The organism is Metallosphaera tengchongensis, from assembly GCF_013343295.1.
Taxonomy (GTDB): Archaea; Thermoproteota; Thermoprotei_A; order Sulfolobales; family Sulfolobaceae; genus Metallosphaera; species Metallosphaera tengchongensis.
Window position 1 is genome coordinate 741,487 of record NZ_CP049074.1, and the last position, 20,614, is coordinate 762,100.

General features: G+C 43.1%; 28 protein-coding genes and 1 tRNA gene. 18 read left to right on the forward strand and 11 right to left on the reverse strand.

Annotated features, from left to right (window positions below):
• Positions 1–5 precede the first annotated feature (5 nt).
• Positions 6–191 (forward strand): hypothetical protein, encoded by a 186-nt coding sequence (locus GWK48_RS03915; RefSeq protein ID WP_174629808.1) that lies wholly within the window; start codon positions 6–8, stop codon positions 189–191.
• Here the strand turns inward: GWK48_RS03915 and GWK48_RS03920 are convergent.
• Both GWK48_RS03920 and GWK48_RS03925 read right to left on the reverse strand, forming a co-directional pair.
• Entirely contained in the window at positions 155–913 is a 759-nt protein-coding gene (locus GWK48_RS03920; protein ID WP_174629810.1) for a TatD family hydrolase, read from the reverse strand. The two genes, GWK48_RS03915 and GWK48_RS03920, sit on opposite strands and share 37 nt — an antisense overlap.
• Positions 914–946: 33 nt before the next feature.
• Positions 947–1,111 carry an AbrB/MazE/SpoVT family DNA-binding domain-containing protein gene (locus tag GWK48_RS03925; protein ID WP_174629811.1) on the reverse strand — a complete coding sequence of 55 codons (165 nt, stop codon included), beginning with the start codon at positions 1,109–1,111 and terminating at the stop codon, positions 947–949.
• Between the two features lie 246 nt (positions 1,112–1,357).
• Here GWK48_RS03925 and lrs14 point away from each other — a divergent pair, with 246 nt between their 5' ends.
• Positions 1,358–1,756, forward strand: a complete 399-nt coding sequence (lrs14, locus tag GWK48_RS03930) for an Lrs14 family HTH-type transcriptional regulator (protein ID WP_174629813.1) — start codon at positions 1,358–1,360, stop codon at positions 1,754–1,756.
• Here lrs14 and GWK48_RS03935 read toward each other — a convergent pair.
• From GWK48_RS03935 to GWK48_RS03950, 4 genes are all read right to left on the reverse strand, one after another.
• Positions 1,739–2,965: an amidohydrolase gene (locus tag GWK48_RS03935; RefSeq protein ID WP_174629815.1), complete on the reverse strand. Its 1,227-nt coding sequence runs from the start codon at positions 2,963–2,965 to the stop codon at positions 1,739–1,741. The genes lrs14 and GWK48_RS03935 overlap by 18 nt on opposite strands.
• Positions 2,935–3,609, reverse strand: a complete 675-nt coding sequence (locus tag GWK48_RS03940) for a diphthine--ammonia ligase (protein ID WP_174629817.1) — start codon at positions 3,607–3,609, stop codon at positions 2,935–2,937. Before GWK48_RS03940 ends, GWK48_RS03935 begins: the two co-directional genes overlap by 31 nt.
• Positions 3,610–4,012: 403 nt before the next feature.
• Positions 4,013–4,615, reverse strand: a complete 603-nt coding sequence (gene mobA, locus GWK48_RS03945) for a molybdenum cofactor guanylyltransferase (protein WP_174629819.1) — start codon at positions 4,613–4,615, stop codon at positions 4,013–4,015.
• Positions 4,596–5,753, reverse strand: coding sequence for a molybdopterin molybdotransferase MoeA (locus tag GWK48_RS03950; RefSeq protein WP_174629821.1), 1,158 nt, complete (start codon positions 5,751–5,753; stop codon positions 4,596–4,598). The genes mobA and GWK48_RS03950 overlap by 20 nt, the downstream gene beginning before the upstream one ends.
• A gap of 28 nt (positions 5,754–5,781) precedes the next feature.
• On the opposite strand from GWK48_RS03950, the gene mobB reads away from it, so the two are divergent.
• The 3 genes from mobB to GWK48_RS03965 are packed head-to-tail and all read left to right on the forward strand — an operon-like array spanning position 5,782 to position 7,667.
• Positions 5,782–6,270: a molybdopterin-guanine dinucleotide biosynthesis protein B gene (gene mobB / locus GWK48_RS03955; protein WP_174629822.1), complete on the forward strand. Its 489-nt coding sequence runs from the start codon at positions 5,782–5,784 to the stop codon at positions 6,268–6,270.
• Positions 6,263–6,973, forward strand: a complete 711-nt coding sequence (locus GWK48_RS03960) for a CBS domain-containing protein (RefSeq protein WP_174629832.1) — start codon at positions 6,263–6,265, stop codon at positions 6,971–6,973. Before mobB ends, GWK48_RS03960 begins: the two co-directional genes overlap by 8 nt.
• A 1-nt stretch (position 6,974) precedes the next feature.
• Positions 6,975–7,667 (forward strand): class I SAM-dependent methyltransferase, encoded by a 693-nt coding sequence (locus tag GWK48_RS03965; RefSeq protein WP_174629833.1) that lies wholly within the window; start codon positions 6,975–6,977, stop codon positions 7,665–7,667.
• 223 nt (positions 7,668–7,890) lie between these two features.
• Here GWK48_RS03965 and GWK48_RS03970 read toward each other — a convergent pair whose 3' ends face one another.
• Positions 7,891–8,292, reverse strand: a complete 402-nt coding sequence (locus GWK48_RS03970) for a hypothetical protein (protein WP_174629835.1) — start codon at positions 8,290–8,292, stop codon at positions 7,891–7,893.
• Positions 8,268–8,693, reverse strand: coding sequence for a hypothetical protein (locus GWK48_RS03975; protein ID WP_174629837.1), 426 nt, complete (start codon positions 8,691–8,693; stop codon positions 8,268–8,270). Before GWK48_RS03975 ends, GWK48_RS03970 begins: the two co-directional genes overlap by 25 nt.
• A gap of 101 nt (positions 8,694–8,794) precedes the next feature.
• On the opposite strand from GWK48_RS03975, the gene GWK48_RS03980 reads away from it, so the two are divergent.
• The 5 genes from GWK48_RS03980 to GWK48_RS04000 are packed head-to-tail and all read left to right on the forward strand — an operon-like array spanning position 8,795 to position 12,294.
• Entirely contained in the window at positions 8,795–9,043 is a 249-nt protein-coding gene (locus GWK48_RS03980) for a hypothetical protein (RefSeq protein ID WP_174632525.1), read from the forward strand.
• Positions 9,044–9,054: 11 nt separating this feature from the next.
• Entirely contained in the window at positions 9,055–9,684 is a 630-nt protein-coding gene (locus GWK48_RS03985) for a metal-dependent transcriptional regulator (RefSeq protein WP_174629839.1), read from the forward strand.
• A gap of 1 nt (position 9,685) precedes the next feature.
• Complete coding sequence (locus GWK48_RS03990) at positions 9,686–10,045, forward strand: hypothetical protein (protein ID WP_174629841.1); 360 nt, start codon at positions 9,686–9,688, stop codon at positions 10,043–10,045.
• A complete protein-coding gene (locus tag GWK48_RS03995; protein WP_174629843.1) occupies positions 10,014–11,189 on the forward strand; it encodes an MFS transporter in 1,176 nt (391 codons plus the stop codon). The genes GWK48_RS03990 and GWK48_RS03995 overlap by 32 nt, the downstream gene beginning before the upstream one ends.
• The gene (locus GWK48_RS04000) at positions 11,107–12,294 is read left to right on the forward strand and encodes a glycerate 2-kinase (RefSeq protein WP_174629845.1); all 1,188 of its coding nucleotides are present in this window, start codon (positions 11,107–11,109) and stop codon (positions 12,292–12,294) included. Before GWK48_RS03995 ends, GWK48_RS04000 begins: the two co-directional genes overlap by 83 nt.
• Here the strand turns inward: GWK48_RS04000 and GWK48_RS04005 are convergent.
• Positions 12,273–12,785: an NADH-quinone oxidoreductase subunit B gene (locus GWK48_RS04005; RefSeq protein ID WP_174629846.1), complete on the reverse strand. Its 513-nt coding sequence runs from the start codon at positions 12,783–12,785 to the stop codon at positions 12,273–12,275. The two genes, GWK48_RS04000 and GWK48_RS04005, sit on opposite strands and share 22 nt — an antisense overlap.
• Before the next feature lie 269 nt (positions 12,786–13,054).
• Between GWK48_RS04005 and GWK48_RS04010 the strand changes: the two genes are divergently transcribed.
• Positions 13,055–13,151, forward strand: a tRNA-Ser gene (locus tag GWK48_RS04010).
• Between the two features lie 89 nt (positions 13,152–13,240).
• Here the strand turns inward: GWK48_RS04010 and GWK48_RS04015 are convergent.
• Positions 13,241–14,764 (reverse strand): cation:proton antiporter domain-containing protein, encoded by a 1,524-nt coding sequence (locus GWK48_RS04015; RefSeq protein ID WP_174632527.1) that lies wholly within the window; start codon positions 14,762–14,764, stop codon positions 13,241–13,243.
• 40 nt (positions 14,765–14,804) lie between these two features.
• On the opposite strand from GWK48_RS04015, the gene GWK48_RS04020 reads away from it, so the two are divergent.
• Genes GWK48_RS04020 through GWK48_RS04030 form a run of 3 tightly spaced genes read left to right on the forward strand, consistent with a single transcriptional unit; the run spans position 14,805 to position 16,656 of the window.
• Positions 14,805–15,197, forward strand: a complete 393-nt coding sequence (locus GWK48_RS04020; RefSeq protein ID WP_174629847.1) for a metal-dependent transcriptional regulator — start codon at positions 14,805–14,807, stop codon at positions 15,195–15,197.
• Positions 15,194–15,769: a DedA family protein gene (locus GWK48_RS04025; RefSeq protein WP_174629849.1), complete on the forward strand. Its 576-nt coding sequence runs from the start codon at positions 15,194–15,196 to the stop codon at positions 15,767–15,769. The genes GWK48_RS04020 and GWK48_RS04025 overlap by 4 nt, the downstream gene beginning before the upstream one ends.
• A gap of 14 nt (positions 15,770–15,783) precedes the next feature.
• Positions 15,784–16,656, forward strand: a complete 873-nt coding sequence (locus GWK48_RS04030) for a sulfite exporter TauE/SafE family protein (RefSeq protein ID WP_174629851.1) — start codon at positions 15,784–15,786, stop codon at positions 16,654–16,656.
• On the opposite strand, the gene GWK48_RS04035 is transcribed toward GWK48_RS04030, so the two are convergent.
• Positions 16,646–16,957 carry a hypothetical protein gene (locus GWK48_RS04035; protein WP_174629853.1) on the reverse strand — a complete coding sequence of 104 codons (312 nt, stop codon included), beginning with the start codon at positions 16,955–16,957 and terminating at the stop codon, positions 16,646–16,648. The two genes, GWK48_RS04030 and GWK48_RS04035, sit on opposite strands and share 11 nt — an antisense overlap.
• 71 nt (positions 16,958–17,028) lie before the next feature.
• Here GWK48_RS04035 and GWK48_RS04040 point away from each other — a divergent pair, with 71 nt between their 5' ends.
• The 4 genes from GWK48_RS04040 to GWK48_RS04055 all read left to right on the forward strand — a co-directional run bounded on the left by GWK48_RS04040 (position 17,029) and on the right by GWK48_RS04055 (position 20,526).
• The gene (locus GWK48_RS04040; RefSeq protein ID WP_174629854.1) at positions 17,029–17,562 is read left to right on the forward strand and encodes a Sec62 family protein translocation protein; all 534 of its coding nucleotides are present in this window, start codon (positions 17,029–17,031) and stop codon (positions 17,560–17,562) included.
• A gap of 91 nt (positions 17,563–17,653) precedes the next feature.
• Positions 17,654–19,159, forward strand: a complete 1,506-nt coding sequence (locus GWK48_RS04045; RefSeq protein ID WP_174629856.1) for an MFS transporter — start codon at positions 17,654–17,656, stop codon at positions 19,157–19,159.
• The gene (gene udg / locus GWK48_RS04050) at positions 19,137–19,769 is read left to right on the forward strand and encodes a type-4 uracil-DNA glycosylase (RefSeq protein ID WP_174629858.1); all 633 of its coding nucleotides are present in this window, start codon (positions 19,137–19,139) and stop codon (positions 19,767–19,769) included. Before GWK48_RS04045 ends, udg begins: the two co-directional genes overlap by 23 nt.
• Positions 19,747–20,526: an SDR family oxidoreductase gene (locus GWK48_RS04055; RefSeq protein ID WP_174629860.1), complete on the forward strand. Its 780-nt coding sequence runs from the start codon at positions 19,747–19,749 to the stop codon at positions 20,524–20,526. The genes udg and GWK48_RS04055 overlap by 23 nt, the downstream gene beginning before the upstream one ends.
• Positions 20,527–20,614 lie beyond the last annotated feature (88 nt).

Sequence of the window (20,614 nt, forward strand, 5' to 3'; positions counted from 1 at the left end):
TAGATATGGTGAGCTTCTTCAAACTATTGGGAATAGGTTACGTCTTAGCTATCCTTCTGTTAGTTTGGGAGCTGGTGGACATATCCCTTCATGCTGCCGCCGCCCCATATACAGGGCTCTTTACCATAATGGCCTTCATAGGATTCATCGCGTTTTACCTGTTCGTCAGGTTTGCCCCAGAGAAGGAGTAAGGCCCTAGGAGCCTCCTAAAGTTATTCTCTATTTTTTCCTCTAATTCAATTAGATTGATTCCCTTTATTTCCGAAATTCGTTGAAGTGTAATCTTAACGTTACAAGGTTCATTCCTAGTTCTATCCGGACCCATAAAAGGTGAGTCGGTCTCCGTAAGGAGGGAATCCTCACTAACGTTCCTGACCACTTCCATCCTTCCCTTATCTCTAACGAGAATTGGTGGGACAGAGATAAAGCCACCCATCTCCTCAATTCTTTTGGCGTCCTTTACGCTACCTTCAAAGGCGTGAATTGCAAACCTGACTTTATAACTAGAAACCATTTCCATGATCTTTTTCAGTCCACCCCTCGAATGTATTATGAGGGCTTTTCCCTGCTTTTCTCCAACTTCCATAAATCTGTTGAGGACTTGAATCTGTTTAGCCCTAAGGGGCTCTTCCTTAATCCAAAAGAAGTCTAGGCCTACTTCACTTATTAAGGGTACTAAGTCAATTAACCTCAGAGTTTCCTCGAGTTCCTGGTCTGCCCTCTCTACATATTCTGGGTGAAGGCCAACAGCGGGTATGACGTTTCTGTAAACCTTGCTCATCTCTATAGAGAGGAGATTTGATTTCAGATCGACACCAGCGTTCACTACAGTAATCTGACATTTCGAGAGTACCAGGTCTCTATCTGGATCAAAATCTTTTACATCCACATGGGCATGTGAATCTATAAGCATGAAACAAAGGAAAAAAGACACACTAAATAAAAATTACTTCCAGGGCTCGCTCATTACGGATATCTTTACAGCGTTCTCTTTTTCGTCGTAAATCACTTTAACTAAGTCTCCTTCCTTTATCTGGAACTTCTGCCTTATCTTAGCCGGGATAGTCACTTGATAGTTTCTACTTACTTTAACTATCTCCTCTACTTCCATTTAGGTCACTAAGTTACCTAATTAGAGGCGGAGTATATAAATCTTTTCTAAGTGTGTAATTAAATGATATGAAGGGTTTAAGTGAGAAATTGGTGTCTAATGGAAGAATTCACATTAATATATTATCTTCTAAGAGAAGGGATTTTGTATAAACCTTTTCCGTTTTCGTGTTGTTGAAATGATATCCTTATGCTATAAGGAAAAAATATATATAGCTCGTTATTACATTCTTTATTTGTGGTTATAATGTCTCAAAGTCAGATAAGTGGAACTAGAATAAAACTACCATCAGGAAAAGATGCAGGGCTAGTAGATATACTTTCCTTTTGTTACGGGCTCTCGGAGACCGACGTCCAGGTTCTAATGGGACTGATGAGAGGAGATGCCAGAGGTACGGAAGAGCTTGAAACCGAGCTAAAGCTGTCCAAAGCGTCTATAAACCGAAGCTTGAACAAGCTTTTGGAAATGAATCTAGTCATGAGAATTAAGGAGCCAGGTAATAAGGCAGGAAGACCCAGATACCTATATAAGGCTAAGGATTACAATGAGCTAAAGGGCAAGATGCTGACCGATATTAAGGACTGCACTGATAAGATGGCTGACCTAGTGAATAAGGAGTTTAAGCCCTTAGAGATAAAGGCTTAACCTTTCAGCTAGCTTTCTGGCAGTTTCTGTGAAGAGCCCTTTTTCGAAAACGATTTTTCCATCTATAATGACTTTTTCCACATCAACCCTGTCAGAATTATAAATGAGATGTGATAGTACCCTATCAGCCTTTAGGGGATACAAGCTATTCTTGTTTACTAGGATAAAATCTGCCACATATCCGGGTTCTATCATTCCCCCCTTTTTACCCAAGAGCTTGTAACCGTTAACCGTTGCGGCTTTGAACACGTCCTTTGCTGATATTCTTGTTGTCCAGTAGTTATGCCTCTGCAATAGAACCGCGTTCTTCATTTCAATGAACATGTTGAGGGAATTGTTGCTCGCCGCACCATCAGTCCCGAGAGTAACGTTTACCCCAAGATCTAGTGCCTCTCGCATGGGAAATGCCCCACCAGTTGCTAGTTTCATGTTAGAAGTAGGGCAATGCGTAACTCCTCTAGAATTGACTAAATAATTCAATTCCCATGAGGTAACCCAACCTAGATGCACGCCGTGTACATAGGGTATAAGTCCCTCTTTCCAGATCACTTCTACAGGAAATAAACCGTGTTCTCTCTTTATCTGAAAGACCTCATCTCTAGTCTCCGATAGGTGAATATGCAGATGCTCGTCTCCTCGCAAGGCATCCCTCAGCTCTCTGATAGTCTTTAGATCTGTTGCGTATAGGCTATGGACATTTAATAAGGGCGAGAAGAGGGGAGTTGAACCTAGACTCCTCATCTGCTTCACGACCTCATCTGCAGATTTATGGTTCATGAGAATGGGACCGGCCATGCTCCTTATTCCGTATTTGGTGGACAGCTCCCTGATATCTTCTGGGTTAAAGTACATATCGATGAACGCTGTTGTACCTGAGGAAAGCATTTCCAGGACAGCTAGCTCTGAGCTTATCCTCATTACCTCTCCAGATACCTTTTCCTCCTCCCTCCACATTTCCCCTAACCATTGCATCAACTCCCCGTCATCGAAGAAGCCCCTAAGGAAAATCATTGAAGCGTGAGTGTGCGAGTTTACTAAACCAGGTAATAGGACGTAATTTCTGCAGTCCACTTCATCGCCGTCTTCGTTATTTCCCACTTCCCTTATCAGACCCCTTTCCACGACAACATTTACGTTCTCCTTTATACCACTTGAGTCCAGAACGAACGCACAACGCTTTAAAGTATACGGGTTATTCTGTACTCCCACTCAAATTCACCTAACCTATGAATTTCACCCTCTACATTTAATCTTCTTTGGAATAGAGGTGCAGATACCACGAAAGTCTCTGCCTCACCACCTTCAAACGCCGGGTTGAAACCAAAAGCCTTAGCCCTTGAGATGATCTTCTCGACATCAGTTTGAGTGACCACTTTACCGACAAGTTCAAACGGAAAACCGTAGGCAGAAGCAGACGTGATGATGAACTCAAAGCCGTAACGGATTAACTCTCGCATGTACCTCTCCTGATCCTTTCTCCAAAGGGGGGAATAGGTCTTGAGGCCCAGATCGTGGGCTATGAGATTAATGTTCATCCTTTGGTAGTCAGAGAGTAGGGCACCGGTGAGTATTCCCTCAGCTCCCAGGTCTCTTCCTTCTCGTAGCGCCATCCTTAAATCTTGGAGCTCCTTATCCCTTTCACCCGAGGACTCCACGAAAATTTGAGGTATGTTAAGGACCTGAGCCTGATACTTTGTAAACCTCACGTTCTGGTACTGGAACATCCATGAGTCCCTACGTCCCGGTAAAATGGTTATAAGGCACTCCATTTTGAAACCGTGCAACAAGGCCCAATGTATGGCATACGTACTATCCTTCCCTCCTGAGAAGAGAGAACATAGCTTACGACTCATCTGACCTCCTCGCGGCTCTAAGGGCAGGTTTTGTTTTGATAAAAGTCATTTATAAAAAAAGATTAACTTTGAGGTTTATTAAGATGTTCAGTGTATCATTTCTTTTTCTGTTCGGCTCCAGCCTGTCCCTGTTGACCTTGCTCCTTCTTTCCCTTTCCCTTTGCCATTAGGGATCTAATTTAATAGTCTCTAGTAAAGTATTTTAAAGATTATTCATATACTCAAGGCTAAATAGTATCGTAAATTTGGTTGGAAAATTTTAGATCCTGATTAAAATCGATACCTTCTTTTCTGAAATAATCTAGTATTCTTCACCATTACAACCTGATTATATTTTAATTTTCTCTAGGTATAGATTGACAAAATTTAAGGTATCAATTCATCAAGCAATCTTGTTCTTTAGCTAGAGAACAAAAAAACTTTTAGTATTACTTAATATACTAGAGTGCCAGAAGAGCTTTGAACGTTGAGAATAAAGGTCAGTTATCCTGTTCACGTTAATAAGAGACTTGAGACTAGGATCAACCATACCGATTTCCCTAGTTCCCACAACGTAAACGCTCGGGGAAGAGTAAACCACGTCCGTAAGGCTAGGGGAGCTCCTTAAACGCGAGACTAGAAATTGCGTGGAGTAGCATGATAAGAGGGGTTGGATTTTCCCACATGTTATAGTAGTGGAAACTAGCTCTGGTTTGGAACAGATTAGCTCAACTAGCGAGCGCTTAAGAAACGGAAAATCGCATCCTGTAATGAAAACTTTAGGTTTTTCCAAGAACTGGATCGCCTTTGCCACACCTGCCAGTGGGCCTCTCCTATCCGGGTCTAAGATCTGCACACCCTTACTGACGCGCCTCTCCTTACTAGTCACTATGATAGGATTGAGGAAATTGGAGGTCACTCTGTCTAGCATTGTTTGACCGTCAATCTCGAAGTCACACTTATCAGCACCGAACCTTGAGGAGCTGCCGCCTGCCAACACTATTACATCAAATAAATCTCTGGACAATCACTTCATCACCCTGTTTGTAAGTTAATCCCCTCTTAAGTATGGTAAACCCAGATGCTTTTCCGAGCTCACTGTATAAGCCCACACCCCATCGCAGAGGATAAGCGTCACCACCGTCTAGTTTTACCAGATAAACGCTGTCCATTTTATGGTCCACGTCTATTCGAAAGCCCAATTTGGCACGGACGTACTCCCTGAGCTCTACCCCAGTCATCCTAGAGAGGACGTGAAGACCATGCTCGTGAAAAACTGTTATGGCTGATATGATCTGCCCCGGTAGGATCAACACAGGTTTCCCGAAGATCTCTCCCAATCCCCCCCTTTTTATCACGTTAGTAGATACGCCTTCGAAGATCAGATGTCCCATTTCTGACGTGGCCCTCTTTACGAAATCCTTCTCCCCTACCGATGATCCACCTATTGATATAACATAATCGTAAACCAGGCACTTTGAGAGAAGTTTTTTCACGTCGTCCAAGCTGTCCCTTGCTACACCTTGATATTTGACCTTACCAAACCTTTCTAAAAGTTTGAGGAAGAAGGGAGATATTGAGTCTGGGATGCCCTCCCCGGTCTCACCCCAAGGGAGTATTTCATCTCCGTTCCCAAATACACAGAAGTTAACGTCAAACACCTTTAAACTCTTAATTTTCTGCTGCTCCAGAATGGGGATATGGTACGGGGTTAGGAAAGTCCCCCTCGCTATCAGTAGGTCTCCGCTTTTCACATCTTCTCCCCTTTTCCGTACATCCTTCCCTCTTGAGATAGGGCCGTTAACCCTGAGGAGTCCGTTCTCGACCTTAGTGTACTCCACTCTGGCCACGGTATCTGCGCCAAGCGGGATGGGAGAACCGGTGGTTACATAGTATGCCTCCCCCTCATTGAGGCTAGGCGGACTGACAGACTTTGGGAACAGCTCACCTACTATCCTCAATGCCCCGTACTTGAGCAAATCGTCATACCTAAACGCATACCCATCCATTGCTGACACATCACGGCTAGGAGTATCAACAATGGCACGCACATCCTCAGCAACGACTTTACCTATTGCTTGATATGGAGTTAACTCGGTCACCCTAGCTGCCTGAAAGGGCATCTTCTCTATGAGAGATCTGGCTTCCTCGATTGGAACAAGCATTCATAACTTTTCTTTCCCTGTAGTTTATATGAATTGCACTTTTCAGATACTTGGAAAGAAGGACAGTGGCAAAACCCTTGTCCTGGAGAAAGTTATTTCCGCCCTAAAGGAAAGGGGACTCGTAGTGGCTACTGTAAAACATACTCACCACATAATAAATCCAGAAAATAAGGACACAGCTAGATATATGAGTTCAGGTTCAGATGTAACGGTTCTTCACAGCAATGATTGCGCCCTTTTCTGGGGATGCGACGACTTAAGTTACGTGAATTATTTGCCAGCGGATGTCATTTTAATTGAGGGTTTTGAGGACATAAATTTAGGCAAGAGGTACCTAATCACAAACCCATCGGAAGCTGTCAAGATAGCCAACGATATAATTAAGGAGGCCTCCTTGTGTAGTAATGAGCCTAAGTTGAAGACCTTCCCTGAACACAATAATAAAATTGCCAAGATGCTATTATATAACCTTATGAAGAAGTGGGGATTAAAAGAGGTTAGAGTTATCGATGATTAACGGTTCCGATATCATTTCCCTTGATTGTTCCTCTACAGTTCTAGATACCATTTTCTTTATGAAGAGAAATAACGTAAGGAGAATTGTAGTAACCTGTGAAAGTAAGCTCTACGGCATCTTTACCGTCGACGAAGCCCTAAGGGAGATCCTAGAGAGATCCGTTGAGGAGAGGCTTAGGGACGTTAAACTGAAGAAGATAATAACAGTTCGGAGCAACGACCCCTTTGAGATATCCAGGAGTATGATAACTGGATCTGTAGACTCTGTAATTCACTACGGGAAGATAATTACCGAAAAGGACGTTGTGAGGGATTATCAGTGGAACAATGAAGAGAAGATCTACTCTTTAGGGGTAAAAGCTTTGACCATAGAAGGCTTCACAAGAGTTTCAACCGCAGCTGAAATTATGGTAAGGAACTCAATAAGGCATTTACCAGTGGTAGATGATGAACCAGTGGGAATGCTTTCATCTAGAGACATAGTTTACAGGTTTTCAGATAAACTAAACCTCCAGGAAGAGGCTAAACAGGTCATGATCCCCTTCATTGTTAAGGGAGACAAGGAAATGACGTTGAGGGAAGGTGTGGATTTAATGCTCAAAAGAGGGGTCGGAAGCCTAGTTGTACCCGATAAGGAGGGCTTATATATTATCACTTTCAAAGATCTTATTAAACATATTTATATGTATAGTATGAAAATCTGATATGGTAAATTTCGTTTGCCCTTTAGACAGATTACCCCTTGATAAGGATCTGAAATGTCCGAGGAACCATCAATTCAAGTTCGATGACGGAGTGTACGATTTTCTGGGATATGAACCTAAGAACAATGATGTGCTGGAAAAGGTCGCCCCCCTTTACGAAGGTGTTTGGGCCCCGTTGGGATTTCTAATAACTGGGAGGTCATCCTACTCAAAAATGTTGAAAGACGCGGCACACTACGCTAACGCCAGGGAATTCCTAGATGTAGGGACGGGACCAGGGAAGATATTTGACTATGTAGATTGCCGGGAATGCTATGGCCTCGACATATCTAGAAAATTCCTCAAAATACTTAAGGCCAAAAGACCTAACGTGATTTCTGTTAGAGGTGACGCTAAGGCCCTACCCTTTCCTGACGAGAGCTTCTCAGGTGTCTCATCAATTTTCGTTATCCATATGCTAGATGAGCCTTCAAAGGCCCTCTCTGAGATCTCTAGAGTTCTTAGGAGAGGAGGAAAATGTAGCATAGGTGTCTTAACAAGTAGGGGATCGGTGGCGAATTTACTATCGAAATGGTGGAAGTTAGAGTTAAAGGCTGAATCATTTTATATCGGAAGCCTGGAGAATTTGAACCTAAGGATTTACGGTTCAAGCCATATGGGTCCTTGGACTATTTTTAAGTGTCAGAAACAGTAGAACTATCTGGCCTTATCCAACCTCTTAAGGCGGGCTTTGTCATTCCTTTTTCAATAAGTGAAATCATTACTCTTAGACTTTTACTGCTCTTAATGGAGATCTTCCTTCCCTAAAACTCCGCTGGCCTTGGAAACGAAATATAAGGCATAGAAGACACTTCAGGAGGCCGAAAATTTGAGGGTCCTTACCGCAACTTAGCTTCGCTTTACCACGTGAGACTTTTTCAAGGCAACGCCCAAAGAGCTACAGCAAACAGCACGTAAGAAACTCCGTTTGCCACCTCAGCTAGCTTTACCAACAATCCCTGAAGAAATAGGGCGTATATCCCTATGTAAAGCCCCATAAATATTCCGAAAAAGAACATACTAAATACTACGTAAGCAGCTAGATCTCCTTCTCCCATTAATAAGTAGTAGAGCCTCTTGTTGTTCGTTACCCCAAATATTATTCTCTCAGCTCCTAGAATTACTCCCACGTAATAGAGTATATATGGATTAAAGGTGGCTATCATCTGAAATAAATTAAAAGGAACCTTATCTATGAGATATACAGAGGAAAAGAACATTAAGGAACCTATAAGAATGCTGACTAACCTTTTTTTCACTGTTGTATCGACATTGGCCATGAGTATACACCTACGTAACTCTCATTTAACTCTATGTCAAATAGCTCTCCTAGGAGGAGACCTCCCAGGGCACCTAGGAATAAACCCGGAATACCGGCCAATTTTAAACCCAAGGAAGCTCCTAACACACCGCCTACACCCTTACCAACATATCCGTTATTTACCTTAAACACAGTGGCGAAGTTGGTGCTACCACTTCTACCGTTCTTCTTCAGGAAATAGGCAGCTTCAGTTATGGACTCTTTCAACTCTTCAATATCGTCGGATCTGTACAGGGTGGCATAAATCTCCTCGTTATTGATCCTTTTACTCATGTAGGGGATAAATCCTGCCCTTCGTAGATCCCCTAGGCCAGACGCGTCCTTCCTTTCGCTAGCCACCCTAAAAATAACCTTAAACATAGAGTAATTTTTTATTATCATCCTTAAATACTTTTGTCATTTCGATTTTCGTACCTCAATCTTTTTACCGTCGAGCTTAAACAATAATTTTGGCGATATCTATGGCGGGAGAGAGTAGGAAGTTCTACGCTGTTGTAAAGGTTGATAGTTTAGAAGTGCCTGACTCGTTGTCCAAAACAGGGCTTCACGATCACATTTCAGCCGCGGTTGATGAGGTTATATCTAACGTGAAGGCCTTTCTAAAGGAGCAGGGAATGATGGGGAAGTTCAACGCTTACATTGAGGTCTTCGCCAAGGAGGAGTCCGTGACTAGGCTTATAGAAAGTATAAAGACTAAGATTAGAACTTAAGTATTGTTACTATGGCAGAGTTATCTGAACCTCTAGAAAATTACCTTAAGGAAATTTATGAACTGGAGGAGAGTAAGGGAGTCGCTAAGGTTGTTGATCTTATAGAAATATTCTCGATCTCTCCTGGTACCATAAGTAAGGCACTTGACAGACTCGAATCTTTAGGTTTCATAGATAGGAGCTCCAGGAGAATTAAGCTTACCGAGGACGGGAAAAAGCTCGCCGTGAGGCTGATTAGGGCACACAGGTTATCTGAAAGACTCCTAACAGACGTCCTCGGTTTGGACTGGATCCGAGCCCACGAGCTTGCACATAGATTGGAGCATATATGGCCTGAGGACGTTCTAGACAAGATAGATCAAATTACTGGTCGCCCAAAGACGTGTCCCCATGGACATCCCATCCCTGGAAGAGAGGGAGTAAAGGGGACGCCGCTCTCTAACGCCAAGGAAGGGGATTACGTAGTTCTCATGATAATTAGAGAGGTTGAGTGGATTCTAAGGTCCGCGGAGACCATAGGGCTGATGCCTGGGGTTAAGATCTCAGTTTTAGAGAATCAAGGAGATTTAGTAAAAATAAAGATATCCAACAAAGAATTCACCATCCCTAGGGCGCTGGCCGAGCAGGTTATGGTGAGTTAAGATGGATGAGCTCATGAAGCTCATCCTTGCCCATATCTACAAGTACGGACCTGACAATCCTTGGTATATGGCTAGGAGGCTAATGGGTGTGAGCGGTTGGGCTCCCAAGTACGACGTAGATGAGATAGAGGCGGCGTGCAAAAGGTTAGAAGAGATAGGTTATCTAGTCAGATTTCAAGGTTCACTGAAAAGGTCGGTAACGTCTTCCGTTAAGCCCTGGCTGAAGGTGAAAGCCAAGGAAATGGGTACTAAGCCTAAGGGAATATACTACGATTTAACAAAGGAAGGGAGGAAAGTGGCGTCCCAGCTTTACAAAGAGTTGAAGAAAAATGAGAATCATAAAGATCCTCACGGAGAATAGAAACCTAAGGTTGTATTGGGTCTCGACGTCACTCTCTCACATTTCAGGTGTTATGTTCAGTGTAGTTTCTGCTTATATCTTTCTACAGAACTCCGCTTCCTTTTACTCTGCAGTGGTTGGCATAACTTTGCTGGTTTCTGCGCTAATTAGGTTCCCATCAGGATACGTTAGCGACAGACTTGATAGACGAAAAACAATTGTCTTGATAAGACTTTTACAGTCCATAGTAATCTTGTTCCCTATCCTTGGAACGCAATGGATGGTGATATCGTTTCTAGTGTTTAACGCCCTATCGTCTCTAAACGTACCGCTTTCAGCCGGATTGGTGCAGTCCATCCTGGAAAAACGGCAAATGGTTGGAGGCACGTCACTTAACTCATTGGCTATCTCGGTCTCATCCTTAATAGGAGCGTCACTAAGCGCCCTCTTTCCTGTCCTAGGGATTGTACCTTACCTTATCATAGTAGCTTTAATGCGGGGAACCACGTCGCTATTTATTGGAAATATTACCGTCAGGAAAAGATCACCCAGTAAGTTAACCAAGACCCCGATATCATTCGTACTCCTTCCGTCTCTAGTACTTTCCATTCTCGGAGTTACCCCTATCATGTTAAATACCGTAGTGTTCGTTCAGTCCCCACAGGAGATCTCCTTGTCCACGATTAGCTTTCTAACCACTTTGGGTAATATTTTCGGAGCAATAGCTGCGGGGGAACTGGTTAAAGAGGACAAAATCAGACTGTTTGTTTACGGATCCCTATTGGGCCTTTCCGTCACTCTGATAGGAATAAGCGTTCTACAATTATTAATGATATATCCACTACTCTTCGTTAGGGGTTTCCTGAGCACCATGGAAACAGTGTCAATAAGGTCAGACTTAAGGATAAGGGTTCCCAATGAGATAATGGGCAGGGTCTGGGGTAGCGTAACTACAGTATCTTCTCTGTCCTCAGCGCTCATAACCCTCATCTACTCGGGCATAGTGGAAATCTTCGGTACCAGGCTACCCTTAGAGATTTTCGGCTTGCTTCTTTTATCCTTGAGTTTTCTTATGATCGGTAATGGAGGAGTTGGTAGAAAAAATCCTAGAACTGGCGGACCCAGAGAGAGCTCTAGAGAGGAAGGTAAGATTAAAGGAGGATAAGGTAGAGGTCCAGGGATTTCAGCACTCCTTTAAAAAACCGTTGGTCGTATCTGTGGGAAAAGCATCGGTGAAAATGGCTAATTTTTTCCTAAAGAGGCTAAACGACTATCAGGCTATAGTTGTTAGACCGAAGGGAAATCAAGAGCCTGTGCATGGGAACTGCGAAATAATAGAAGCTGGTCATCCAAACCCTGATAGGGACAGCATTAGGGCAGGGAAGAGGGTGGTAGAACTGCTTACGGAGGAAAGTTATGATGTGGTGTTTTTCCTTCTTAGTGGTGGGGCGTCTGCATTGATGGAGGATCCCATTCCGCCGTTAGAGGAGTATATGGAGATAAACGACAGACTAGTAAAATCCGGCCTTAGCATCCAAGAGATAAATATAGTGAGAAAGCATCTCTCTAGGGTTAAAGGAGGTAGACTAGCCCAATTGTCAAAGGCACCGATAGTTACTTTTGTAGTTAGTGACGTGCCAGGAGACGATCTCTCCACCATAGGTAGCGGACCTACTGTACCAGATAACTCGTCAATGGAAGAGGCTAATCAAATACTTCAAGAAATAGGGATAAAAACAAGGTATCTCAGCGAGACGCCCAAGTCATTAAACAACTCTTATGCTTTGGTAGTTCTTGACGTTGCTGAAGTACTAAATGGTATAAGCAGTTTTGTACCCAACCCTGTCATACTCTCGTCTGAAGTGAGGGGAGACGCAAGGTCCTTAGGTGCCTTTATGGCTTCAATCCTGAACACGAGGGACATTCCGTTCTCGAGGCCATTTACGATATTAATGGGTGGGGAACCAGAAGTGAGAATTGAGGGAAAGCCTAGAAAAGGGGGGAGAAACGGAGAAGTTTGCTTATCTTTTCTAGAATGGGTGAAAAAACAAAGGTTCAAGTTGATTGCGTTGGCTACGGACGGGATTGATGGAAACAGCGAGTACGCAGGTTGCGTATTGGACGAATCAATAACGATCCCAAGGAAGGAGATTAGGACAGCCCTCAGGGAACACTCCTCCTACGAGTTATTGGAGAGATTCGAGGCAATAATCAAAACTGGACCTACAGGGACTAACGTGAACAACGTTTATGTCCTTATGGCACCCTGACTCCTTATCTTCTTTTGTAACATCAACAGGCCCCTAGCTATGGCCTCTGGCCTGATGGGACATCCTGGAATGTAGAGATCTACTGGAATCCCCACATCTGAAGGGAGAACAGTATTGTAGGAGTTCCAGAAAATTCCTCCCTCCAGTATACAAGCTCCCATAGCTATGACGTACTTAGGTTCAGGCATTTGGTCGTATACTATCCTAGCTGCCCTGGCCATCTTCCTAGTTAGCGTGCCCTCGATTGTTAATATGTTAGACTGCCTGGAGGAGGCGAAAGGTAACATGCCGAACCTTTCGGCGTCAAACCTAGATGCGGCGAAGGCCCCAAACTCGGTGCCGCAACAGCTGGTGGTAAAGTGGGGTGGCCACAGGGAGAAGGATACTCCCCAGTCCCTCAGAGATCTTATTGGCTTCCTGTTCAGCAACCACTGAGCTGCCTTTCTTGCCGCTTCGTCTAAATTTCCGGTTAGAAGCAATTGTTCAGTCATCTTTGATCAACCTATACTCGATTTAACATATTAATAAGCATTATACAAGGATTCTTTAAATGCATTAATAACTTTCTTATTTACTAATTTTATTTGATAATAATTGTTCGTTATCAATGTCAATCAAGGACGGTAAGTTGATTATAGGGTACTGAATATAAACATTGGATTTTCAACTCTTTGAGTAGATCCAGAACGGCTTACCCTGATACATGAGGCGGGGAGATTTCCATGAAAATTTTATATATAATAGCGTCCATTAATCTATTGCCGAGGTCGCCTAGCCAGGTTAGGGCGGCGGCCTGCTAATATTTGCAGGCAGCCGTTGGGGGAAACCCCGCGCGGGTTCAAATCCCGCCCTCGGCGTACCTTTCATTGTCAACATGGTAATTGCTAGCTGTTTGACTCTAAACCAAGACATATTTAGACAGCCTGGGTTCTGCCAAGCTCAAAGGCTAAAGGTTACTCAGTATCCTCAGCAGCTCCCTCTCATATAGGGTCTGCAGCAGCTTGCCATCTCTATCAACCACGGCTATTACTGGAGTCTCTGTGGCCCTGAATCGCCTTAAGGCGTCAACAACTCTCTTATCGCTTTCCATTATTACGGTCTCATTTAGATCCACATCTGAGGCTCTAAGCTTATCATAAAGTGAAGGATCTATCTCCAATAACTGCTGAACTGTAATGTTTCCTACTGGCCGTTTGAACTCGTCCACTATAACTATGGCCCTAGCACCCCTCTCCGTCATCATTTTAATGATGTCTCTGAGAGTATTACGGGTCTCTGCAAAAAGAGGATTGGGTAGTTGGGACAATTTGTCTAATCTCTCGTTAAACTTAGGTTTACTATAAATAGTTGTAATGCCTCTCGTCTTCAATTTAAATAAAATAGGCACTATTATTGCTACTAGAGTGATGGATAAAGCTGAGTAAGAGTACTGCAAACTGGAGATCCCTCCGCCTACCAACGCTGAAATTAGGAGAGACGAATCCACTCCTCCCTTTGAGGACATACCAATAGCGTTGGCGAGGCTGTCAGTTTTAATGATAAAAGAAGAGATTAATCCAGATAAAAATTTTGACATAAAAATGAGTCCAGCCAGTATCAAGCCAATAGAACCGATATATAGATTGATAGGAGCGAAATACAGACCTATACTCACAAAAAATAGAGGCTCAAAGAATCCATAAGTCAATCCGCGGACCTTTTCTTTTAGGTCCGGTCTGTCCTTTAGGTAGTCCTTAAGCAGGAAGCCAAGGAAAAGGGCGGCAATTGCTGAGTTGAAACCGAATAAGTCCGCTACGTAACCTATAATCAATATCAGTGATACGAGAAACGCGAGCTCTACCTCCCTGACCTTTACGAAGCCCTCAATTGTCTCCAGCATCCTGGATAATTTAGGTCCTATAAATATAATGGCAATAAATAAAACTAAAATTTCAAGGCTTTGCTTAATAATTTCTACCGGCGAACTAACCTTTAACATCATAGCAAACAGTATGACTGACATTATTTCAACGAGAGTCCCTTGATAGAACATCAACCGCCCCAACCTACTCGTTAACGTCCCCGTATCCATAAGAAGCCTGGTCATTGGGCCTACGCTGGTGGTTATTAAAGGGAAAACTATTGCAAACGGTTCAGATAGACCAATTCGAACCAGATAGAAATAAATTGCTATAAATGGTATTACAAGTTGAATAATGGATGATATTAATATTCTTCTATCTAAATTAAATTCGTCGGAGAACTCCTCCGTCCCTGCTAGAAATAGGAGGAAAATTATACCCAGGGAAGTTACGAACGAGATAACGTTGTTAATCCCAATAAAGTCCAGAACCCCTCTTCCTAACACTATTCCCACCACTATGGCGCCGACAAAAGGTATCAAACCTATTCTAGAGAACCCCTCTTCCATGAGCTTCGCTAGAGCCAACATAATGCCAATGTAGAAGAGGGACTGAATAACTGGATTCATATACAAAGACTTTTTACTTTAACATCTCACTTTAAAAGTGATGGAGATAAGCAGGAGGGAAGTTGAGTACCTTAATGCCATCAAGAAGCTAAACGATAAGGGAGAGCCAGGAAAACTGACACAGATTGCGAAAGAGATAGAAGTATCCCCTGCAAGTGCTTTTGAAGAACTCAAGCACCTTGAGAAGAAGGGCCTTATCCTGAAGCAGAACAATAACGTGTTTATCACAGATGAGGGAAAAAGAAGCCTCTCCAAGGCGGTTAGAGCCCACAGGGTTATAGAGTCCCTTCTAGTTAAAGTGGGGATTGACCCTATTACAGCGTGCGACTACTCCAGCCAATTCGACCTTAACGTGCCTGACGAAATAATAGAGAGGTTGTACGATTATTTGGGAAAACCTAATAAGTGTCCACATGGTTTCGATATCCCATGATCTCAGTACCTCCTTCATACCTTTACATTTTCGCTCTCATGATCCTGGAGGGGATGTCGCTACCTATCCCCAGCGAAATAATAATGCCTTTAGTGGGTTACTATTCCACTAAAGGGGTTCTAGATCCTTACCTAGGTCTCATGGTCGGTACTGTTGGAAGCTTGATCGGATCTCTAATAGACTATTACATTGCCCTTAAATTGGGGAGGGCATTTATCTTAAAGTATGGTTACGTCTTTAAATTGACCCATGAGAAGCTGGACGCCTTAACCAACTGGTTCTCCAAATATGGAGCCCAGTCTGTTTTCCTTTTCAGATTCGTGCCACTGTTTAGGGCCCTGATATCCTTCCCAGCCGGTCTTGCAAAGATGAGACTACCACTCTTTATAGTCTTTACTTTTCTAGGCCATCTCATGTGGGATTCCGTTCTGGTCTACATTGGAATAGCTTTCGCCCCCACGTGGCAGTCCATTATTAATCTCATAGACAAATACATGTACGGTTTAGCCATTGTTATAGCGGTAATTGTAATAGCCTATATTTTGATTAAAGGAAACTTTTTAAAGTTTTAACTAGAAGAACTAATATGATTGAAATAATACTTTCTCCATTACAGTACCTTCTGGCTGTCGTTGCAGGAGTTCTTGTTGGTTTTAGCCTGGGTCTAATAGGAGGAGGCGGTTCAATCCTAGCTGTACCTTTACTTCTGTATTTTGTAGGCTTAGCCACTATTCCTGCGCAATACGCGTCATCGCCTGTCTTAGCCAAGGAGTACGTGAATTTCGTAGACCACGTAGCTCTAGGAACTACTGCCTTAGCAGTCGGTCTGAACGCTTACATAAACAGCTATATACACTTTAGAAAGGGAAACGTAAAGGTGAAGGAAGGAATTACGTTCGCAATACCTGGCGTTGCTGGAGCTACCTTCGGGAGTTACCTAAGTCACATAACCCCAGGACAATCCTTGCTTTTCTTTTTCGCAATCTTGATGATAGCAATAGCGCTCATGATGATGAGGAATAGGTCAGCTGACGGAGCGAAAGTTGTAACACAAGAGAGACCGGGATTAATGAGAATTTCCATTGGTAAAATTGTCCCGACTGGTTTCATTGTAGGCTTCGCGTCTGGATATTTCGGAATTGGTGGGGGATTCCTAATAGTCCCAGGATTACTGTTCAGCACTAGCATTTGCATGATAAAGGCTGTAGGGACTTCGTTGATAGCAGTGGGGACTTTCGGAATAACGAGTGCCCTCATTTATTCAGTGTACGGTTACGTTTTACCTGTCATAAGCATACTGTACCTCCTTGGTGGGATAGCAGGAGGGTACGGTGGGGCTTCGATTGCAAGTAAAATGCCGAGAGGAACTCTTAGAAAGGCTTTCGCCATAATCATAATCATCGTTGCTATATACATTATGGTTCAGAATTACAAGGGAATATTCCTTTTCATACATTGACGTTGGAATTCGACATGTCACTGTAAACTTTTTCTATTTCCTTCTTTAATGAATTCAAACATTTTTCTATATTTTTCTGTAATTCTCCCCAATCCTCATTTTTAATGGCATTAACTATTTCCCTTTCTTCTTCTGCGCAACCGAATTTCGCACCTTTTCTGTGAAACTCCGTTAGTTCTCTGTCCACCCACTTGAACAGGGTAGCTTCCTTTCGTTCTTCTACGTGCCTTTTCACTTTTTCCAGTGAAGTCCTCAGTAAAATCATATCCTGTAGCTCATAAAATTTCTTTGGAATAGACATGATGTAACTTTGGATAGAGGTTAAATAAAAGCCATAGTTCAATATAAAGTCACTCAATGGTGAAGTAGCATATGGATCAGAACAGTGGAAAAGACCCGAGTTTTCTGACTTACATTTTGTATTCAATTGTGGGAGCTGTCATATTGATATTAGTCTCATTTCCACTTTCAGCGGTTGCACCATTGGACGAGCCTAAAGTCTATGCCTACGGAAACGCATATTACGATTTGGGCGTCCCAGTGGGTGTGTCATTTGTAGCTTTCATTAATTTATTGATATTTATCATATCTGCTATTCTTTTTTGGGGAGGGAAGAACATTTTTAAAAACCTGATCATAGACTCCTCTGCCCTATCTTTCGTTTTCTTAAATTATCTTAATTATTATATTATTTCCATTGTTTGGCACCCGGTTATAACTGTGCTTCCGTTTATGCTATTAATCCATTATAATGGTTCCAACTCACTCCAGGTGGACCTAGGTCAGATAGTATTAATAATTTATATCTACAGAATGATTAAGAGAGCTAGAAGACCCCGCCCCTTACCAGGGCTGGAATCGGTAAAACCGGCGGATGAAAGTCCTCAGCCGGGCGGGGTACAGTGATGACGCCGACATAAACAGATAAGTGAAGTAAGGGTCGATAAACTGACTGTTCACATAGTTTTAAAACCTAAATTTTATCTTGAAGAAACTTATGGAAGTTCCAAAGGCCAAGCCTGATGATTCAAAGGACTTTGATTTGAAGTACGCCTACAGGGCTTTAATGGTGCTAGCTCCGCTGGCAATTGTAGTGATGTACACTGAGGGCATGTTAATTCCTTCCCTAGTAAAGATAGAGGACGACTTTGGGGTCAACGCTGCCCAGGTAAGCTGGGTTTTAACAGTGTACCTTCTGACTGGCTCAGTGATGAACCCTATAGCAGGGAAACTTGGGGATCTGTATGGCAAAAAGAGAGTTTTGACAATCATCATATGGATATATGCCCTAGGAGTGACCTTAACCGGGTTTGCACCTACCTTCAGCCTGCTGATACTAGCAAGGGCAGTTCAGGGGCTAGGATTAGCTATGTTTCCACTTGCTTTTAGTCTTATAAGGGAAGAGTTCCCTCCCAGGCTGGTCCCTACAGCCCAGGGTATAGTAAGCGCCATGTTCGGAGCGGGTTCAGCTATAGCCTTACCCATTGGAGCCTACATTTCCCAAAACTTTGGCTGGCAGTACACTTACCACTCTGTGATACCATTTGTTGTCCTCATGGCTGTCCTGACCTCTACACAGATAAGGGAATCCAGATACAAAAATCCCAACAGTAGAATTGACTTCATTGGGGCTGGGATACTGTCCTTATCTCTAGCCACTCTCATACTAGGGTTTAGCGAAGCACCCACGTGGGGATGGAACTCTCCATTGACTATAGGTGATCTTTTGTTCTCCCTATTTGCTTTTTCATTTTTCATCTTTTATCAGAGCAAGAATCCATTTCCTTTAATATCGGTAAAGCTTCTAAAAAGGAGGAACGTGCTCATAGCCAACATGGCTGCAGTTGTTGCCGGGTTCGCAGTGTTCATGGGGTCCCAGACCCTAACTTACCTATTTGAGGAACCTAATCCAATTGGCTTCAACTTGGACATCCAAGCAACGGGGATAGCTCTTCTGCCCACTGCCCTAATACAACTTGTCAGTGGACCAATAGCGGGGAGGCTAATATCTTCAAAGGGACCTAGATCCATAATGATAGTCGGTTCCACGATCTTAATACCGGTTTACCTAGCGTTATCTCTTCTGGTAACTAATGGTGGGCAGAACATCGATCCTGTAATCCTCCTGGGAACCCTAGCAATGCTAGGAGCTACCTTGCTCAACGTAAGTCTGGTAAATATGCTTACCTTCTCTGTGGAAAGACAAGTTATGGGAACTGCAACCTCAATCAACACAGTTTTCAGATTGATAGGGGGGACAATAGGTCCCTCAGTCGCTGGTGCCATCATGGGGACTTATCAAGCAAGTTTAGTGGAAATGATACCGTTTAATAGCAACACCATATTCTATCCCATAGAACTACCCTCTGACTATGCGTTCTCCTTAATTTTCGTAGTAGCTACAATATTGTCGGTGGTTATGACTTTTCTCTCGCTGATGGCCAAGAATATTAAACTCGGTAACCTAATGGACAATAGCCATGGAGCAGTTGCAGGACATTAGGAACTCAGTAATAAGCTGCGAAAGGTGCAAGCTAGCCAATACCAGAAGACGCGCTGTTCCTGGAGAAGGGATAGTAAGCGAGTTGATGTTAGTTGGAGAAGCCCCAGGATCGAGAGAGGACGCTCTGGGTAGACCGTTTGTAGGGTCTGCGGGAAAATTTTTGAACCAATTACTGACTAAAGCAGGTTTATCTAGAGAATCGGTATATATCACCAATTTGGTCAAATGTAGACCCCCTAATAATAGAGATCCAGAGAAGGAAGAGATAGATGCATGCTCACCTTATCTTATTGCTGAAATAAATGTAATAAAACCTAGGATAATAGTAACTCTTGGAAGCCACTCCACAGCGTTTTTTCAGAAAATTGCGGGGTTAAGTCAAGAACCCATATCCCGTGCCAGAGGTAAAACTTTCGAAATTGCCTTTGAACACGGTAAAGTTATAATTTTTCCTTCATACCATCCTGCTGCGGCACTATACAATCCGAATTTAAGCAAGGTTATGGAGGAGGATTTTATTAGGTTGTCTCAGCTCGTGAATAGATCAAGTTCAAAAACTATCACCATAGAAAGTTTTCTAGATCAAAATGGATCTGGGAATAAAGGGTAAAAAGGTTCTCGTGACGGCTTCGAGTAAGGGCATAGGCTTCGCCACAGCAAAGAGGTTTCTAGAGGAAGGAGCTGAGGTAGTAATCTCGTCCCATGATAGGGAAAATTTACACCGAGCTTACGAGAAACTAAAAGGGATAGGAAAGGTCCATGAAGTTGTAGCTGATTTAAGCAAAATAGATGAAGCTAAGATGCTTGTCCAAGAGTCCTACTCCCTCATGAAGGGATTGGATATCGTAGTCTACGTTACCGGTAGCCCTAAGCCGGGTAACCTAATGGAGCTAACCGATGAAGACTGGGGGGTCGCGTTTAACCTTCTCCTCATGAGTGCAGTTGTTATAATCAGGGAGAGCGCTCGACTAATGAAAGATGGGGGTAGAATAGTCCTTTCCACCTCAATGTCGCTGAAGCAACCCATAGATAACCTTGACCTATCCAACGTGGTGAGACTCTCCTTAGCGGGACTCATCAAAGTTGCTTCTAGGGAACTGGGTTCTAAGGGTATACTTGTGAACGGGGTTATGCCAGGTTGGACCATGACAGAGAGAGTCGGTCAGTTAGCTAGAGACAGGGCTAGGAGGGAAGGAAAGACAGAGGATCAAGTAATCTCCGAGATAGTTAAGGACGTCCCTCTTGGAAGAATAGGATCTCCAGAGGAAGTTGCCAACGTAATATTGTTCTTGTGTTCCACCCTCTCCACCTACGTCACTGGATCCCTTATACCAGTAGACGGAGGTTTAATAAGGTCAACCCTTTAAAGCGATTTGGCTAATAATATCCCCTTTTTTCTCTACGAAGAGTAATAACGTTCTCTAAGAGCCATAGCGTTATATGAACTTAGATAGT

What these genes read in the sequence shown, in the direction of transcription:
- GWK48_RS03915 (WP_174629808.1), top strand. Translation starts at nt 6, where the DNA reads ATGGTGAGCTTCTTCAAACTATTGGGAATAGGTTACGTCTTAGCTATC.
- GWK48_RS03920 (WP_174629810.1), bottom strand. Translation starts at nt 913, where the DNA reads ATGCTTATAGATTCACATGCCCATGTGGATGTAAAAGATTTTGATCCA.
- GWK48_RS03925 (WP_174629811.1), bottom strand. Translation starts at nt 1,111, where the DNA reads ATGGAAGTAGAGGAGATAGTTAAAGTAAGTAGAAACTATCAAGTGACT.
- lrs14 (WP_174629813.1), top strand. Translation starts at nt 1,358, where the DNA reads ATGTCTCAAAGTCAGATAAGTGGAACTAGAATAAAACTACCATCAGGA.
- GWK48_RS03940 (WP_174629817.1), bottom strand. Translation starts at nt 3,609, where the DNA reads ATGAGTCGTAAGCTATGTTCTCTCTTCTCAGGAGGGAAGGATAGTACG.
- GWK48_RS03950 (WP_174629821.1), bottom strand. Translation starts at nt 5,753, where the DNA reads ATGCTTGTTCCAATCGAGGAAGCCAGATCTCTCATAGAGAAGATGCCC.
- mobB (WP_174629822.1), top strand. Translation starts at nt 5,782, where the DNA reads ATGAATTGCACTTTTCAGATACTTGGAAAGAAGGACAGTGGCAAAACC.
- GWK48_RS03960 (WP_174629832.1), top strand. Translation starts at nt 6,263, where the DNA reads ATGATTAACGGTTCCGATATCATTTCCCTTGATTGTTCCTCTACAGTT.
- GWK48_RS03965 (WP_174629833.1), top strand. Translation starts at nt 6,975, where the DNA reads ATGGTAAATTTCGTTTGCCCTTTAGACAGATTACCCCTTGATAAGGAT.
- GWK48_RS03970 (WP_174629835.1), bottom strand. Translation starts at nt 8,292, where the DNA reads ATGGCCAATGTCGATACAACAGTGAAAAAAAGGTTAGTCAGCATTCTT.
- GWK48_RS03975 (WP_174629837.1), bottom strand. Translation starts at nt 8,693, where the DNA reads ATGTTTAAGGTTATTTTTAGGGTGGCTAGCGAAAGGAAGGACGCGTCT.
- GWK48_RS03980 (WP_174632525.1), top strand. Translation starts at nt 8,795, where the DNA reads ATGGCGGGAGAGAGTAGGAAGTTCTACGCTGTTGTAAAGGTTGATAGT.
- GWK48_RS03985 (WP_174629839.1), top strand. Translation starts at nt 9,055, where the DNA reads ATGGCAGAGTTATCTGAACCTCTAGAAAATTACCTTAAGGAAATTTAT.
- GWK48_RS03990 (WP_174629841.1), top strand. Translation starts at nt 9,686, where the DNA reads ATGGATGAGCTCATGAAGCTCATCCTTGCCCATATCTACAAGTACGGA.
- GWK48_RS03995 (WP_174629843.1), top strand. Translation starts at nt 10,014, where the DNA reads ATGAGAATCATAAAGATCCTCACGGAGAATAGAAACCTAAGGTTGTAT.
- GWK48_RS04000 (WP_174629845.1), top strand. Translation starts at nt 11,107, where the DNA reads ATGGAGGAGTTGGTAGAAAAAATCCTAGAACTGGCGGACCCAGAGAGA.
- GWK48_RS04005 (WP_174629846.1), bottom strand. Translation starts at nt 12,785, where the DNA reads ATGACTGAACAATTGCTTCTAACCGGAAATTTAGACGAAGCGGCAAGA.
- GWK48_RS04015 (WP_174632527.1), bottom strand. Translation starts at nt 14,764, where the DNA reads ATGAATCCAGTTATTCAGTCCCTCTTCTACATTGGCATTATGTTGGCT.
- GWK48_RS04020 (WP_174629847.1), top strand. Translation starts at nt 14,805, where the DNA reads ATGGAGATAAGCAGGAGGGAAGTTGAGTACCTTAATGCCATCAAGAAG.
- GWK48_RS04025 (WP_174629849.1), top strand. Translation starts at nt 15,194, where the DNA reads ATGATCTCAGTACCTCCTTCATACCTTTACATTTTCGCTCTCATGATC.
- GWK48_RS04030 (WP_174629851.1), top strand. Translation starts at nt 15,784, where the DNA reads ATGATTGAAATAATACTTTCTCCATTACAGTACCTTCTGGCTGTCGTT.
- GWK48_RS04035 (WP_174629853.1), bottom strand. Translation starts at nt 16,957, where the DNA reads ATGTCTATTCCAAAGAAATTTTATGAGCTACAGGATATGATTTTACTG.
- GWK48_RS04040 (WP_174629854.1), top strand. Translation starts at nt 17,029, where the DNA reads ATGGATCAGAACAGTGGAAAAGACCCGAGTTTTCTGACTTACATTTTG.
- GWK48_RS04045 (WP_174629856.1), top strand. Translation starts at nt 17,654, where the DNA reads ATGGAAGTTCCAAAGGCCAAGCCTGATGATTCAAAGGACTTTGATTTG.
- udg (WP_174629858.1), top strand. Translation starts at nt 19,137, where the DNA reads ATGGAGCAGTTGCAGGACATTAGGAACTCAGTAATAAGCTGCGAAAGG.
- GWK48_RS04055 (WP_174629860.1), top strand. Translation starts at nt 19,747, where the DNA reads ATGGATCTGGGAATAAAGGGTAAAAAGGTTCTCGTGACGGCTTCGAGT.